11 protein-coding genes and 1 tRNA gene are annotated in these 15,909 nt (G+C 45.0%); 5 read left to right on the top strand and 7 right to left on the bottom strand.

Annotated elements, in window-relative coordinates; all coding sequences use genetic code 11:
- Positions 1-64: 64 nt before the first annotated feature.
- The 4 genes from C7475_RS08420 to C7475_RS08405 all read right to left on the bottom strand — a co-directional run bounded on the left by C7475_RS08420 (position 65) and on the right by C7475_RS08405 (position 4,835).
- On the bottom strand, positions 65-1,264 hold the full coding sequence (locus C7475_RS08420) for an MFS transporter (RefSeq protein ID WP_199236194.1): 1,200 nt from the start codon (positions 1,262-1,264) through the stop codon (positions 65-67).
- 40 nt (positions 1,265-1,304) lie between these two features.
- Positions 1,305-2,474 carry a M20 family metallopeptidase gene (locus tag C7475_RS08415; RefSeq protein ID WP_110052932.1) on the bottom strand — a complete coding sequence of 390 codons (1,170 nt, stop codon included), beginning with the start codon at positions 2,472-2,474 and terminating at the stop codon, positions 1,305-1,307.
- A gap of 16 nt (positions 2,475-2,490) precedes the next feature.
- Positions 2,491-3,495, bottom strand: coding sequence for a helix-turn-helix domain-containing protein (locus C7475_RS08410; protein ID WP_110052931.1), 1,005 nt, complete (start codon positions 3,493-3,495; stop codon positions 2,491-2,493).
- Between the two features lie 173 nt (positions 3,496-3,668).
- Positions 3,669-4,835, bottom strand: coding sequence for a DUF1624 domain-containing protein (locus C7475_RS08405; protein ID WP_110052930.1), 1,167 nt, complete (start codon positions 4,833-4,835; stop codon positions 3,669-3,671).
- A gap of 133 nt (positions 4,836-4,968) precedes the next feature.
- On the opposite strand from C7475_RS08405, the gene C7475_RS08400 reads away from it, so the two are divergent.
- Positions 4,969-5,328, top strand: a complete 360-nt coding sequence (locus tag C7475_RS08400) for a SnoaL-like domain-containing protein (protein ID WP_110052929.1) — start codon at positions 4,969-4,971, stop codon at positions 5,326-5,328.
- A gap of 68 nt (positions 5,329-5,396) precedes the next feature.
- Here C7475_RS08400 and C7475_RS08395 read toward each other — a convergent pair whose 3' ends face one another.
- Entirely contained in the window at positions 5,397-5,879 is a 483-nt protein-coding gene (locus tag C7475_RS08395) for a DUF4240 domain-containing protein (protein ID WP_110052928.1), read from the bottom strand.
- A gap of 183 nt (positions 5,880-6,062) precedes the next feature.
- Here C7475_RS08395 and C7475_RS08390 point away from each other — a divergent pair, with 183 nt between their 5' ends.
- Positions 6,063-7,994, top strand: a complete 1,932-nt coding sequence (locus C7475_RS08390) for a gamma-glutamyltransferase family protein (protein WP_110052927.1) — start codon at positions 6,063-6,065, stop codon at positions 7,992-7,994.
- Between the two features lie 364 nt (positions 7,995-8,358).
- Here C7475_RS08390 and C7475_RS08385 read toward each other — a convergent pair whose 3' ends face one another.
- Together C7475_RS08385 and C7475_RS08380 are read right to left on the bottom strand one after the other, a co-directional pair.
- Entirely contained in the window at positions 8,359-9,693 is a 1,335-nt protein-coding gene (locus C7475_RS08385) for an amino acid permease (RefSeq protein ID WP_110052926.1), read from the bottom strand.
- Positions 9,694-9,737: 44 nt separating this feature from the next.
- The gene (locus C7475_RS08380) at positions 9,738-10,298 is read right to left on the bottom strand and encodes a GNAT family N-acetyltransferase (protein ID WP_110052925.1); all 561 of its coding nucleotides are present in this window, start codon (positions 10,296-10,298) and stop codon (positions 9,738-9,740) included.
- Positions 10,299-10,606: 308 nt separating this feature from the next.
- Between C7475_RS08380 and C7475_RS08375 the strand changes: the two genes are divergently transcribed.
- From C7475_RS08375 to C7475_RS08365, 3 genes are all read left to right on the top strand, one after another.
- A complete protein-coding gene (locus C7475_RS08375; RefSeq protein WP_233259795.1) occupies positions 10,607-12,910 on the top strand; it encodes a TonB-dependent receptor in 2,304 nt (767 codons plus the stop codon).
- Between the two features lie 185 nt (positions 12,911-13,095).
- A tRNA-Ala gene (locus C7475_RS08370) sits at positions 13,096-13,169 on the top strand.
- A gap of 251 nt (positions 13,170-13,420) precedes the next feature.
- Positions 13,421-15,736: a histidine kinase dimerization/phosphoacceptor domain -containing protein gene (locus C7475_RS08365; RefSeq protein ID WP_158286453.1), complete on the top strand. Its 2,316-nt coding sequence runs from the start codon at positions 13,421-13,423 to the stop codon at positions 15,734-15,736.
- Positions 15,737-15,909: the final 173 nt, after the last annotated feature.

Here is a 15,909-nt window from a genome sequence, read left to right as displayed (position 1 = left end):
CGATATGGACGAGTAAATAAAAAGCCCTATCCGTAAGGATATAAAGACGATCAGATCACGGTTTTCAGGCCTTTTGGACCGCTATTTCCACATTTCGGATAGCTTTTGCCTTGTTTCTGAAGAAAAGGAAAATGTTTACCAGGATAACGCCGCAACAGCCTGCGCAGACTGCAGGCCAGTGGCCGACATTCCAGAGGAACAGGCCCAGGGCGGAGCCAGTAGCGCCACCAATGAAGGTGGATGTCATAAAGACCGTATTAAAACGGTTCCTGGCTTCAGGAAGAATAGAGTAGATGATGGTCTGGTTAGTAACCTGGACAGATTGGTGCCCCACGTCCAGTATGATAATGCCGGCCAGCAGGAGGAATATGCCGCTGCCGGTAAAATAGAATCCTATAAAACTAAGCAGCTCACATACCAGGCCGATAATGATGTTGTTCCGTGGGTCGCGGCCGTCGCTGATCTTTCCGATAAGCGGAGCTGCCAGCGCTCCGGCTGCTCCTGCCAGGCCGAACATGCCGATTTCGAGCGATTTAAAGCCAAAAGGCGGCGCGGACAGGAAAAGTACCATTGTTACCCAGAACGCGCTTACTACAGCAAATGAAAGGGCGTTGGTAACAGCCGCCTGGCGTAATAAAGGTTGCGTCATCGCGTAATGCGCTACTGACTTCATGAGGTGCCCGTAATGACCGTTGAAAGACGGCTTGCTACTTGGAAAACGCAGCCGCATCAGCACCAGCAATACGGCACATACGCCGGCGGCTATATAGTACATGGCCCGCCAGCCATAAAGTGAGCCTATCGTTCCACTGAGACTGCGGGAGGCAAGTATACCGATCAGCAACCCGGCCATGATAGTGCCGATCGTACTACCCCGCTTGCTATCGTGGCACAGAGTGGCCGCTAGTGGCAGAATGAGCTGCGGAACAATGCTGAAAACGCCAATTAGTACGCTGGCTATCTGTAAGACGATAAAACTGTGTGCAGTAGCCGCCAGTAATAATGCCAGTACGGTGATGCCGGTGCTTACCAGGATCTGTTTGCGCCGCTCCAGGATGTCTCCCAGAGGTACGAGCAGCAATAACCCGAGTGCATATCCTATCTGGGTGAGGTAAGTCACCCTGCCGGCCATGCTTTCATGCAATCCCCATTCTTTCGATATTAAAACGACAAGTGGTTGGCAATAGTAAATGTTGGCAACAATAAGGCCCGTACAGGCAGCCATAAACGCCGTATCTCCCTTTCCTAAATATTTCTGCTCCATCCTGTTCCTTGATTCGGTAAAGGCCGCAAAGTTACGATATTTAGCGGAAGCGTTCCAGCAGCTCGACAGCTCCCTTTGCCAGGAACGACGAGCCGTAGGGGATGCACCCTTCGTTGAAGATCACTTTCGGATGATGGAGATAGTAACCGGGAGAATCCGGGTCCTGGGCGCCCAGCAGGTAAAACATAGATGGAACTTTCCTGGAATAATAGCAAAAATCCTCACCTGCCAGCAGGGGGATCTTCTCCTGGGCATTTTGCTGACCAAAAACATCGTTAAGGCTGCTCTGCAGCTTTTGATGAACATCCCGGTTATTCAGTACACTGGGAATTGTGAAGTACAGATCAAAGATGATCTCCGTATCATGGATCAGCATGAGCCCATCTATAATTTTCTGAAGACGGGCGATCACCTCTTCATAAACATCCAGGTTCAGCGCCCGGATCGTGCCTTCCAGCATGACCCTGTCAGCGATCACATTAGGTGCTACGCCTCCGTTGATCTTTGTAAAGGAAAGCACAGCCGTTTCCATAGGCGGAGTATGCCTTGAAACGATGATCTGTGCAGATTGTATGAGTTGGGAAGCAATGACAACGGCGTCAATGCCCAGCTGCGGAGATGCGCCGGCATGTGCTGCCTTACCTTTCACCTCGATGGTGAAGAAGCCGGTACAAGCCAGGGCCGGTCCTATAGCGTAAGAGATCTGTCCGACAGGTAGTAAAGGATCGACATGCAGCCCTAAAGCGGCTTGTACATCATCCAGATAACCCTTTTCAACAAAGTGACGTGCGCCGCTTTTTCTTTCCGGGTCAGTGCTGGGACCTTCCTCCGAAGGTTGGAAGAGCAGTTTTATAGTTCCGTGAAAATCAGTTTGTTTTAATAACGCAGCAGCGCCTATCAGCATAGTGGTATGCAGGTCATGGCCGCAGGCGTGCATCTTTCCGCTCACCTTCGATGCAAAGGGTAAACCCGTTTCTTCCTGCATAGGTAATGCGTCCATATCCGCACGGATAGCCACACAAGGACCATTTCCACGCGTCAGGGAGGCAATTACGCCAGTGCCTGCAATATTAGAAAGATAGTCTATTCCAAGCAGGTCCAGCTCCTGTTTTACCAGGTTAGAAGTATTTTCTTCCTGATATCCTAATTCCGGTTGTGCATGAATTTGTCTTCTGATATCTATAAGCCTGTCTCTTAACTGTGCATCCATCAATCTTCAATTTCCGTCAAGTTAAGCGGTTTTTCCGATATTCTCTGGGAGAACAACGGTAACGCTTACGGAAAACAGCCGTAAAATAATTAGCTCCCCGGTAGCCGGTGCTATAGCTGATCTCTTTGATGCTAAGCGTGGTCTGGGAAAGGAGAGAGGCCGCTTTTTTCAGTCGCAGGTGTTCAATATAACCACGTGGGGAAACGCTGAGTAATTCCTTGAATGCCCGCTCAAAAGTGTTGATATGCATACCAGCCTGCTTACTTAGTTCAGCTATGCTGAGCGGCTGGTGATAATGATTCTGGATGTATATGCATATCTGACGCAGTTTCTGGGCCTGGTCGCCATTCTGGAGATATTTAGGAGTGAGCGCGCTGAAATAAAGTGTGAGCAGTTCGTTGAGCCTTGCTTCCAGGTATGGCTTCAATTCCTGACTGGCTTCGGGCGACTGACGCATTTCATGCAGTACTTTCAGATCAGACACATCCATCCTGATTGCGGGCAGGAGGGCAGCCCTGCGCGCCTGCCGTTGCTGTTGCTGATAAATTTCTTCGAAGGAAGGATGATGTGCGATGAATTTGCGGAGGAAGGCCGGAGCAAAGGAAATGCAGATCATTTCATAATACCCTGCCCGCAGGTCAGCGATGTTCTGGGACTGGGATGGGATGTAATAGATGCCGAATTCTTTTTCGATCAGCATCATTTTTCCTTTCCCCTGTAGCCGGCAGGAAACATTCCCCTGCAGAACGCAATACATCGCCAGCATAGGTTGTGTAACGGAAGGGCGCAATCTTATCTTTTCCTTTACAAAGCATTGTTGCCAGCTGATAACCCAGTCAGGATCTCTGATCTCCTGGGTAAGATAACTGCCGAATGGTGCTTCTACATACGTGGTATCTGTTGATTGTGCGATCCGGTATTGCTGATATCTGTCCGGCAGATTTGCAGAGACGCGGACATGCGGCTGCATTTTTTCAGGGATCCCGAAGTGCAGCGCAGGGGGATATAAGCTGGAGGTCATGTTCAGGCATTTAACCGGTGACTGTAATATTCTGGTTGTATAAATTCAGGTTACTACCCAAATATATGCCCCGGTACTGCGATGAAACTTCAGATCGATACCGCTTATACAACATAAGCGTACATATGTCTGTTGCGACAATGAGAACTCTTATTTCTTCAGATGAATATGTACTAAAAATATTTCAGCCACCAGTTAGTATGCGTCTTCTTATAACGTGCAAACCATTGACAGGGCCGGTACAGAAAAGCTACAACCAATATCCAGATCAGATATACTACCGGAAGTGAATAACCGAACGTTGCTGGTCTGAACAACATGAGTACATCAGGATCAACAATATCTTTTGTTGTGTAACCACTAACGAAGAAAATGATCACCATCAGGAAATGGAGCAGGTAGAAGTGAACGACATAATAGAAGAACGGTACCGTTCCATATACTTTAACGATCTCCTGCCATTTGCCTTTTGCGTTTTCAAATACCAGTAATAACAGCAATGCGGGACCAAGTGTCATACAGAGATAATCCAGCGATGGCGGATACTTGCTGACATCTAGAAAATCAAGCACTGTAGCCTGTGTATCCTTTTGCATTTCCCAGGGCACAGGATTGCCATATTTATTGATACTTCTAAGCAGGATGAATAAAGCTGTTGCAGTACTACCTGCGATGAGGAGGAAGCGTTTGCGTGTTGCAGCCGGTATATCCTGTTTAAAATAATGTCCAACACAATACCCCAGCAACATTGCACTGGTCCACGGTAGTATGGCGTAAAGCACAAGCAAAAAACGGGTATTGGTAATAGGTACTATAGTACCAAGCGCGGTAAATAATACTTTCCATACATTGCTGGTCACGTTAAGGTAATCAAGAATATTATGCCCGAGCAAAAGTATCAGACCGGTTATCAGCACTGCTTTGAAAGATATCCTGATCAATATGCCCAATATGATCATACTACATCCGATAGCCCAGATCACTTGCAGCACAATGACATGATAGAGCGGATTAAATGTAAGGCCGAATGTAACAATGACCACTTCTGCTAAGATCAGCCACAAACCTCTTTTGAACAAAAATATACTGGCTTCTTCTGTTGTTTTCTTACGGGATGAAAGGTACGCTGATAGCCCTGAGAGGAATACAAAAACAGGAGCACAATAATTGGTGATCCATCGTGTGAAATAGAGCGATAGCGTAGTGGTGTCTTCATCCAGCGGATCTGCGGTCATAGCTGTAATATGAAAGAAGTCCCTTGTATGGTCAAGCGCCATGATGATCATTACAAGCCCCCGTAGAATATCTACGGAAGAGATACGTGGAAAAGAGGGGTTCATATAAATTCAGTTTGATAAAGCTTACATCTTTTCAGATGACCAGTATTGTGAATATAACGATGTTTATCCAGTGCAGCAATAACTCTCACGAATATGAGTTAAATTAGAGTAAACTCCCAAAACCCACCAATTTATGACTACACAAGAAATCGCTAACCGCCTTGCGGAGCTTTGCAAAAACGGAGAATTTGAAACTGCCCAGAAGGAATTTTATGCGCAGGATGTTGTCAGTATCGAGCCTGAAGAAACTCCCGAGTTTGAAAAGGAAGTAAAGGGACTCGATAAGATCATTGAGAAAGGAGACAAATTTATGTCTATGGTTGAAGCGTTCCACGGGGCAGACACTTCTACGCCAATAGTTGCAGGCAATTCTTTTGCATTTGTTCTGACGATGGATATTACGATGAAAGGACAGGACAGAATGAAGATGCAGGAGCTTTGTGTATACACAGTAAAAGATGGGAAGGTTATATTGGAGCAGTTCTTTATGTAGTTCGGCCAGATCATCCTTCGACAAAGCATTATAAAAAAGGGCCGCAGATCAGTGCGGCCCTTCTCATTTTACCAGCCCCTTGAATTGGAGCCGGATTCAATACAATGGAGGCAATATCGTTCAAACTCTTCCCCAAACTTTTCCTCATATATATCGTAGCCGATAAAGCCAATATTCCCTGCAGACACATTCATGGTTGCGACGGCGGGATTATCGTCAATCATATTATAGTAGCGTTCTCCCATGCCGACTATAAAGCATCGTCGGTGGAGGAACCCTTCGTCTGAACCGTTAATACGTTCGTGAATTTCCTCACGGTCTATATGGAAGAGCTTTTCTTCCATAACGTGATTGAACCTGGTCAGCTCCCGTTCATCCATATAAAGAAGCTGTTGTCTGATATGGCCGGCAATGTCTTTGGAAACCACATTTCCAAGATGCCTGATTAGTGTGGGATCATTGGTCGTAAGCGCTGTTTCTCTTAAATTAAACAAATCTCTATCTGTTGTCCACGCGGTTTCAATGATTTCCCAGAATCTTGTTGCGTTCATAAAAAACAGATTTATGATGTCGTGGAATAAGTGCCCCAGGCATAATCAATGTATTTACGAGGGCACTTTTACTATAACAACCTAATGGTCGCAAAGTTCATCCCATATTTTGTTACGATACCTGCTATTTTGCTATTTTGTCGGCGACCAAAATAATAACTTCTCTAAATCGCATATTATTTTATGAAACATCTTATTTTTCTTGCCTTTCTGTTATCCCTGGGACTGGCAACGAGTGCGCAGCAGACGCAGAAACCTCCGTTACATGGGAAACATTGGATGGCAGTGACTGGTAAACCGCTGGCGGCTACAGCTGGCGCCATGACCTTCCAGAAAGGTGGCAATGCGGTAGATGCTGCCTGCGCTATGCTGGCGGCTACCTGTACCATGTGGGACGTATTGAGCTGGGGAGGGGAAACACAGGCGCTGATCTTCAACCCCAAAACGAAGAAGGTGATCGCCATTAACGCACTCGGCGTTGCACCTACAGGAGCTACCGTTGAATTCTTTAAAAGTAAGGGATATAATTTCCCGCCTGAATATGGTCCGCTGGCCGCAGTAACACCGGGAACGCCAGGCGGGCTCTGTTACATGCTGGCAGAATACGGCACTCTGAGCCTGAAAGAGGTGCTTGCGCCTGCCATGGAAATGGCCGCAGGTTATCCCATAGAAGCGCAGACCGCCAACAGTATGGAAAGAAGTAAAGACAGGTTGAAACAATGGCCTTATAGTAAAGCTGTGTTCCTGACCCACCCCGGCGAGAAAAGGGAAGCACCGGAAGCAGGGGAGGTCTTTGTACAGAAAGATCTGCTGGCTACCCTTACTAAAATGGTAGAGGCGGAACAACAGGCCCTGAAAAATAAAAAGTCCCGTAAAGAGGCTATTATGGCTGCTTATGATCGCTTCTACAAAGGAGATATTGCGAAAGAGTTTGTACGTGGTTGCAAGGAACAGGGAGGTCTGATCACTGAACAGGACCTGGCAAAGTGGAAGCCGATAGAAGAAGAGCCGCTACATGTAAATTATAAAGGCATTGAAGTGTATAAACTGCAATCCTGGACACAAGGGCCCATGTTGCTCCAGAGCCTGAATATCCTGGAGAATTTTGATCTCAAAGGCATGGGATATAACTCTGCAAAATATATTCATACCTTATACCAGACGATGAACCTGACCTTTGCGGACAGGGACTTCTATTACGGAGATCCTTACTTCACGCCTAAAACACCTATTGAAGGATTGCTGAGCAAGGCGTATGCAAAAGAAAGGGCTAAACAGATCAATCCTGATCATAATGATCCAGCACCAGCTCCGGGAGATCCATATCCTTTTGAAAGTAAGAGCAATCCTTTCCTGAACTTATTGAAGCAACGCAGTTCACTGACAGATACGACCATTGAAAAAAAGAAAGATGGTTTTGTTCCGAAACATGATGCTACCCGTTTGCTGAACGTACCTGCTACTGATGCAATGTATGCTGCCAATGATATAGATAGCGTATACATGGACCGTTTGTGGAGAGGTACGACCAGTGTAGAAGCAGCTGATAAAGATGGTTGGGTGGTATCTATCACTCCCAGCGGCGGATGGACGCCCGCATGTATTGCAGGCCATACAGGAGTAGGCATGAGCCAGCGTTTGCAGAGTTTTGTACTGGACAGCACATTGTGCCCTTTCAATGTAATAGCGCCTGGTAAACGTCCGAGGGTAACGCTGACGCCGTCAATGGCATTGAAAGACGGTAAACCATATCTGTCGTTTGCTGTACAGGGTGGAGATACACAAGACCAGAACCTTTTGCAGTTCTTCCTGAATGTAGTGGAGTTTGGTATGACCGTACAACAGGCTACAGAGGCAGCCAACATCAATACAAATCAGTTATGGCTGTCGCTTGGCGGTACGAGCACCAAAGAGCGTATGCCGCATCCCGGCAGTATATTACTGAACAACAATACACCGGAACCGGTGAGAGCAACGCTAAAGAAGATGGGATACATCACCAGTTTCGGTGAGCGTACAAGCGGTCCCGTAAATGCTATTTTTCTGGATAGCAAACATGGGTCGTTATGGGGCGGAAGCAGCAACCACGGCGAAGATTATGGTATCGGATGGTAAGTTTATATTGATGCTTATAAATACAAGAAAGCCACTTGATAAATGTCAAGTGGCTTTCTTGTCTTAGATCATTTGAGCGCGCGTTGGTTTTTATCATTTTTGTATCAGCAATTAACACAGTGTTCAACTCTACTGTATGATCAACTGGTAAAAATTGTAAGAACAAGTTGTAGAGTATTGTATGTTCAACCTCAAATTAAACAATCCTGAATTAGATCAAAAGTCTCGCATCATTTATGCGGGACTGTTTTTTTTCGCGGGAAATGATGGCAGTGCTGTTTGCAGAGCTGTTGGAGTAGTGCACCTGGTTGCCCGGAGCTGGATAAGAGAATAATAGGACTTATCTTATTTCAGGAGTGGCGGTTTATCCTTTCTGGAATAAGGAATTTTCTTTTTTTGCTGCCATCCACAGGTATAAAGGTATCCCGATCATCTGTAGCAGGAAGCCGTAGTATATTGTTTGTTCTCCGGCGCTTGCAATTGCCCAGAGTATATAACTGAAAGAAATGGCGAAGAGCAGTATGCATTGTGCCCATTCGCCCGTTTTTAGCACACCACTTTTAGTCTTAAGTATAAAATAGGAGGCTGTTGAGAATAAGTATGGAATCAGGACAGATAAAGTTGATAACAAAACGAGGAACTTGAATTGTTCTACTAATCCTTTTGTGTAGTTCATTGCCATCAGGATAGAAATCAATGTACTGCTGAAGAACATGCCTACATAGGGAACGCCTTTTTTATTTTCCCTGCTGAATATTTTCGGGAACAGGTTGTCTTTTGCGATAGCATAAGGTAATTGTCCCTGTACAAGCATCCAGCCATTTAGTGCGCCGAATGCCGATATTGCAACGCCGGCGCTTACCCAGTAGCGGGCATTTTCGCCCCACATTATCACTGCCGCATCTGCAAAAGGAGTAACTGTTTTTTGCAGTTGCGCTGCGGGAATAATACCCATAACACTGACTGTTCCCAGAATATAAACTACTGTCACTATCAGCAGACCAATGAGCGTTGCGCGCGGAATGGTTACCTGCGGGTCTTTTACTTTCTCTGCAGGAACCGTTGCTGATTCGATGCCGACATAGGCAAACATCGTAAAGGTAACAGTATGTGAAAGCGCAGTAAACAAGGATGTACCTGTGTTATTGAACGCGGGGAAATTTTCGGTCCTGATGAAGAACAAGCCGCCGAAAGCCACTAGTAATAGCGGTATCAGCTTTAATATTGTCGTAGTCATCTGCACTGTCCCTGAAGTTCTGATACCCCTGTTATTTACCCAGGTTAGCAGCCAGATGGTGCCCAGACCTGTACCTACTGCACCTAATGTGTTGGTGGAAAGTATGGGAATAAAGGTGCTTAAAGCGCTCACGAACCCGATGGTAATGGCGGCATTAGCGCAGGACACTGCCAGGAAATATCCCCAGGCAATAGAAAAGCCCATATAATCACCGAAGCCACGCCTGGTATAAGCATACGGGCCGCCTGTTACATTTGGAACCAGTTTGCTGAGATTGCCGAAGACCTTTACCAGGAAAAAACATCCGACTGCTGAAATTACCCAACCCAGCAGGCTGACACTACCAAATGAGGCGAGTGCTGCAGGCGCCAGGAAGATCCCGGCTCCGATCATGTTGCCGACAATGAGGGATGTGCTTGTCCAAAGGCTGAGTTTATTCTTTTCTGCAGACGTTTCTTTCATATAGGATGATGTGACGGATTGGGTGCAAATATCGCATAACCCGGCTATTCACCCATATTAAAATCCCACATTACTGCATCCCAGACCAGGTCTCCTTCAGTAAAAGGGAAAAGTGTGCGGAATCCCAGTTTTGTATGTACTGCCAATGACTTTGGATTATCCCTTGCAATGGCACTGAGTGCAAAGTCGAACACCGACTCAAAGTTGTCTTTATGGAACTGGTATAGTTTCCGTAAAAGCCCTTGTCCGCGGTAGTTGATGTCAATACAGGTCTGTCCGAGGAAATAGACGTTGTAGCTTAGGAAGGGCTTCCCATTGTAAAGCTTTCCGTCAAATATCTTCAGCGCATCTGTTAAGGGTTCATATACAGCTGCTGATGCTTTTACCAGCACAAGCAGATAGCCAACTACCCTTTCTCCGTCTTTTACAACAACAGAGGGCGCTATTTCGTGAAGGGCTTTGAGATCTTCAAATGTATATTTCCAGGACGTATAACCTTCCGCAGCTTTGATGTCGTCGGTGACATAGTCTTCCGAATTCAGTCTGGATATTTCGGCAACTTGCCTCAGTTCATCCTCTGAACTGATAAATTTAGTTGTGTACATGGATTTACTCTAATTTGGTCAGGCGGGTTAAATAGCGCTGATTTCCTTTTGCAAAGAAACATAAAGGCGCAGGAATTACATATCCCCGAAAAAGGGGGATTACAAGTGGTTGATTATGAGCCAGAAAGTTAAATCACCTTCTTGTGTGTAGAAAAAATTCCCGATTAGATAAATGATTTTCCGTTTCGGACATAATGATGTCCGGCAGCCTGTGCACTTTTGCAGCCTAATTTAACTTTTTTATGGATTGCCATCTGGGGAGGCTAATTTCGAGAGCAGCGCTAATATTATCATTTTTCTTATTTAGTGTGCCAGCCATTTATGCAAAGGACGTAGATGACAAAGCAACAGGTATTTCGGGGATAGTTGTGACCAACAACGGGGAGCCAGCTCCAGGGGTGACAATTATGATCCAGGAGCTATCTAAAGGGGCAGTGACAAATGAAAGCGGTTTTTTCAGTTTCAAAAATATTCCGGTAGGAACGTATCACCTGAAAGCATCTTTAATAGGCCTGGAACCAGTTGTGGTAGAGGTTAGAGCAGAAGAAGGCCGGGAAAACTATACCAAAATTACTTTGAGCGCTTCAACGCAGAAGCTGGAAGAAGTGGTTGTGACCAGCGGAGGTAACCGTTTTGGAAGAAAGGAGAGCGGGGATGTTTCCAAATTGCAGTTAAACAACATGGAGAATCCGCAGGTATATACTGTTGTCAGCAAGGAGTTAATGAAAGAACAGCTGATAACAGACTATAACAGTGCATTTAAGAACGTACCCGGAGCAGGTGTTGCAGAGGTCAGGAACCAGGGTAGAACAACTTTTATCTCAAGAGGATTCCCTACACCACAGCTGGTGCGCAATGGGGTGAGCAGTTTTACCTACACTACGATCGATCCGGTAAACCTGGAACGTATTGAGGTAATTAAGGGACCATCTGCTACGTTGTTTGGTAGCACCGTATCTTCTTTCGGCGGTTTGTTTAACCGCGTTACCAAGAAACCTTTTGATCAATTCGCAGGTGAGATCTCTTACTCAGGCGGAAGCTGGAACCTGAACCGTCTGACAATGGATATCAACTCTCCGCTGAATGCTGATAAAACAGCTTTACTGAGGGTAAATACAGCATTGCATAGCGAAAACAGTTTTCAGGATGCAGGCTTTACCAGAAGTTTTCTGATAGCGCCTAGTTTCTCTTATGCAGTGAATGACAGGCTGACGCTTTCCCTGGACGTAGAGTTCAGTATCAATAAGGCGACTTCCCCTACACGTCTGGCCCCTTATACCAAAGGAACTGCTAAAAGCATCACGGAGTTAAATATCCCTTACAGACTTTCTTTCGCTAACAATACTATCAATTATACCAGTCAGCAGTATAACATCTTTGCACAGGCAAAATACATACTGTCAAAAAGCTGGACATCGCAGACAATTGTTTCCCGTACACGTTCTTCCTCAGATGGAAACGTTGTACAGTTAACGATGACGTCAGATACAACACTCCGTCAGGCAGTAACTAACCAGGAGTTCCCTTACTATGGAACAGATATCCAGCAGAACTTCATAGGCGACTTTAAGATAGGAAGTCTGAGAAACAGGGTGGTAGCTGGTCTGGATTATTACAGCCTGCGTTCTACCCGTAACGACGCTACTGTAAATCTGACGCCGATCGACGTTAGAAGACCAGGTGCAGGTTATAACAACTTCACACTCGAGAAAATAACTCCGCTTTTCAATAATGCGACTTATAGCAATTTTGTTGCAGGAAGGGAAGAGACATATAGCGCCTATGTATCGGATGTATTGAACATCACTGAAAAATTGCTGGTAATGGCCAGCCTGCGTGTAGACAGGTATATGAACAAGGGTACTTACTATCCGGCTCAGGACTCTACAGCAGGTAATTACAATCAGACTGCATTGTCGCCTAAATTCGGAGCGGTATACCAGGTTGTTAAAGACAAGGTTTCCATCTTCGGTAACTATATGAACGGTTTCAATAACGTTTCCGGATCTGATTTTGAGGGTAATACCTTTAAGCCTACACAGGCTAATCAGTGGGAAGGTGGTGTGAAGTTTGACCTGAGTAAGGTTAGCGCAACGTTGAGCTACTACAACATTTCAGTTACGAACGTAACCCGTGATGATCCGGAACATGCTACTTACTCAATACAGGATGGAACACAATTGAGCAAGGGATATGAAGTGGAAGTGATTGCCAATCCGATAAAAGGCCTGAATATCGTAGCTGGTTATACTTATAACGATAGCAAGTTCACTAAGGCGAATGCCTCTGTTGAAGGATTAAGACCGACAACAGCAGGTCCTCCTAAAGTAGGAAATCTATGGATCAGCTACCGTGTTGCTTCAGGAGCGGCAAAAGGACTTGGTTTTGGTTTTGGCGGTATTTATGCCAGCGAGTATTATCAGACTAACACAACCTCTTTCAAGTTTAGTATTCCTTCATATACTGTATTGGATGCGGCTGTTTTCTATGATAAATCCAAGTTCAGATTAGGGTTAAAAGTAGATAACCTCACAAATGAAAAATACTGGTCTTACCGTCTGGCAGCACAGAATCCGACGCGTGTTACCGGTAGCCTGACTTTCAAGTTCTAGACGATCATTCATAAATAATATATCAGGGGCTGACTATAATGGTCGGCCCCTTTTGTTTTAGGGAAGGGACGGCTTTCCCGGGTGATGTAACCAGTGTCTCAGGCGGGCTGGGAAAAAAATGGGATGAATTGCAGGTTGGAATTTGGGATTTTCAGGAAAAAGTATACATTTGCACTCCATTATGCGGGGAATTAGCTCAGTTGGCTAGAGCGCTTGCATGGCATGCAAGAGGTCACCGGTTCGACTCCGGTATTCTCCACAAAAGTGAAAGCCTTGTAATTTATTTACAAGGCTTTTATATTTTTGAGATGGCCCCTTATTTTGTTGAATATATGTAACCAGCTAGTTGCATACTCTTGAAAATTACCGTACTTTTCTGCCTTTCGAGGGACAAATAAACATGATCTGAGCATTAGACGTAAATAAGTCTTCCCTATATTTTGTATGATTAACATGGTCGAAGTCAGGCCAAGAGAAACCAAAATTGGAGCGAACCTAAACATTCAAGTTATGAATAAGCTACTGTTGCTTTTCTATTGCATGACCAGTTGCGTTGTGCATTGTCTTGCGCAAGATAAAAAGGCAACTTCTTTAGTTTTACAGCAGCTGTTGAAAAAGAACGCACTTGATACTGCCGATATGAGGGTCTTGATAGGTGTAGGTAATGACTATGTGAACCGGCCGGGAATTGAATCCGGTGATATGGATACTGCCGGGTTATGTGCAGATAAAGTATTGAAGTCTGCTATTAAGGATAAGCTTCCATTATGGGAAGGGTTGAGTTATTTACTATATTCTAAGATTCACCGAGAGCAGAATATCCTGGAAAAAGGGAAGGGCTATGGATTGAAAGCAGCAGGGATCTTTTCTAAATATAAACAGAAGGAATACCTGGCTGACGCCTATTCGGAACTGAGCGATTACTATCCACCGGTTGACGTTCCCACACTTAAGATCAAACTGAAGTATTATACTGATGCTGCAAAGCTTTATGGTGAGGTTGGCGCTAAGATGAAGCAGGCAAATACGCTTTATATACTTGGAGACTATTATTCCTTCCTTCCTGATTACAACGAGGCTGTAAATTTGTTATTACAGTCGGTGGTACTTTTCAAGGAAGTGGGACATAAGGAATTGCAGGGTGTGTATAACCTGCTGGGCGCTATTTATAATCAGCTGGGCGATACTGATAATGCATTGAAATATGGCTTGCTGGCAGTGAGAACGGCTGAAGAGGTGAAAGATAGTACTACACAGCTTATTACCATTTACAACAGGCTGGGCATGATCTATAACGGAATGGACGTTATAGATAAGGCGATGGATAGTTACCAGAAGGCGTTGAGCCTTGCGATAAGGATGAAGGATACAGCCTCTATGCAGATCCTGTCACGTAATATATGCCGGGCATATCAGAAAATGAACAGGCCTGCAGAAGCGCTGAAGATCATAAAAAAAGAAGAGCGTGACTATCCTCCTCAAAAACAGGAGCTACGGGTGTTGATGCTCGAAAGTATAGTCATCACTTACTGCATGCTGAAAGAGTTTGGCCTTGCCCTTCCATATGTGCAACAACTGGAAGAATACAGGCGTAAGATGGCGCCTGATGATTCGTACCTGGAATATGTAAATACAGCTCTGATCACCTATTACCTTGCTGTTCATCAAAATAAAACTGTTTACGAATATGCGTCTGACATGTTGGATGCAGCAAAAAAGACCAATCTGTTGGCCATGCAGGGTAAAGCATATTCTTTCCTTTATAGGGCTGACTCAGCTATGGGTAATTACAAGGAGGCGCTTGAGCATTTCCGTTTGTTTAAGGTGGTAAATGATTCACTGTTTAACATCGCCAAATTTCAAAAGATCAGCCGGTTACAGTTACAGTTTGAGACAGAGCAGAAGGACCAGGCCTTAAAGCTGAAAGAACAGAATATACAATTGCTGACGAGGGAGGCGCAGCTACAGAAAGCCGATCTACATAGGGCACGCTTTACCAAGAATGTTATCATTGCCAGCGCCTGTATGCTGGTTGCCTTGCTTTTATTAGGCTTTAACCGTTATAAGCTAAAGATGGAAAGTAATCGCCGCCTGGAACAGCAACAAGAGGTTATTAATTATAAGAACCGTTCCCTGGAGCAGTTACTTCACGCTCAGAATAAGTTGCTGGATGAAAAAGAATGGCTGTTGAAAGAGATCCATCACCGGGTAAAAAATAATCTTCAGATCGTAATGAGCTTACTTAACACGCAGGCAGCTTTCCTTGACGACAAAGATGCACTGAATGCCATTAAGGAAAGCCGGTACCGGATGCAGGCTATCTCATTAATTCATCAGAAGCTCTACCAGTCGGAAAATACGGCCTTGATCGATATGCCTGTATATATCTGTGATCTGGTTGAATATCTGAAAGATGGTGTTTCCGCAACTAACATGATAAAATTTGATCTGGATATTGCCCCATTAAAGCTCGATGTGTCTCAGTCTGTACCAATAGGATTGATCCTGAATGAAGCAATTACCAATGCTATCAAATATGCATTTACCGGTAAGGGAACTATTACCATATCTCTGCATCCTGTGGGGAGCGGTCGTTTAGGCCTGATCATAGCAGATAACGGAAAGGGCTTTCCGGCGGGTAAGATCCCTACGCAACATGGTTCGATGGGTATGATGCTGATGAACACACTGGCCGAGCAATTGGATGGAACTGTAGATATACAGAGCCAAAACGGTGTAATCATCACTGTCCTCTTTAAGCATCACCTGGATAATACGTTGACAGAGGCCATATCATTAGACGGGAATAGGAAGGACCGTTTCTGAAGTGTTATAAGTGTTTAGTTAACAAATGTAAATTAATAAATATTTTATCTTGTGGGCTGGTCATTAGTTGAGCCCTGATCGTTAAATTTGCCCCGACCAATGCCTGTCAGCTATTGTTCTATAGGGGATATCCAAACATTGCAGTTAGGCTTAACTTGTGCACATATTCCAGT

Origin of the sequence: Chitinophaga sp. S165, assembly GCF_003182155.1 — a bacterium.
Taxonomy (GTDB): domain Bacteria; phylum Bacteroidota; class Bacteroidia; order Chitinophagales; family Chitinophagaceae; genus Chitinophaga.
This window is presented reverse-complemented; position numbering and strand designations above follow the sequence as displayed.

Bases quoted from the DNA above. Each gene is read 5' to 3' on its own strand.
- C7475_RS08410 (WP_110052931.1), bottom strand. From the start codon at position 3,495: ATGACCTCCAGCTTATATCCCCCTGCGCTGCACTTCGGGATCCCTGAA.
- C7475_RS08380 (WP_110052925.1), bottom strand. From the start codon at position 10,298: ATGTACACAACTAAATTTATCAGTTCAGAGGATGAACTGAGGCAAGTT.
- C7475_RS08390 (WP_110052927.1), top strand. From the start codon at position 6,063: ATGAAACATCTTATTTTTCTTGCCTTTCTGTTATCCCTGGGACTGGCA.
- C7475_RS08420 (WP_199236194.1), bottom strand. From the start codon at position 1,264: ATGGAGCAGAAATATTTAGGAAAGGGAGATACGGCGTTTATGGCTGCC.
- C7475_RS08365 (WP_158286453.1), top strand. From the start codon at position 13,421: ATGAATAAGCTACTGTTGCTTTTCTATTGCATGACCAGTTGCGTTGTG.
- C7475_RS08415 (WP_110052932.1), bottom strand. From the start codon at position 2,474: ATGGATGCACAGTTAAGAGACAGGCTTATAGATATCAGAAGACAAATT.
- C7475_RS08385 (WP_110052926.1), bottom strand. From the start codon at position 9,693: ATGAAAGAAACGTCTGCAGAAAAGAATAAACTCAGCCTTTGGACAAGC.
- C7475_RS08400 (WP_110052929.1), top strand. From the start codon at position 4,969: ATGACTACACAAGAAATCGCTAACCGCCTTGCGGAGCTTTGCAAAAAC.
- C7475_RS08395 (WP_110052928.1), bottom strand. From the start codon at position 5,879: ATGAACGCAACAAGATTCTGGGAAATCATTGAAACCGCGTGGACAACA.
- C7475_RS08405 (WP_110052930.1), bottom strand. From the start codon at position 4,835: ATGAACCCCTCTTTTCCACGTATCTCTTCCGTAGATATTCTACGGGGG.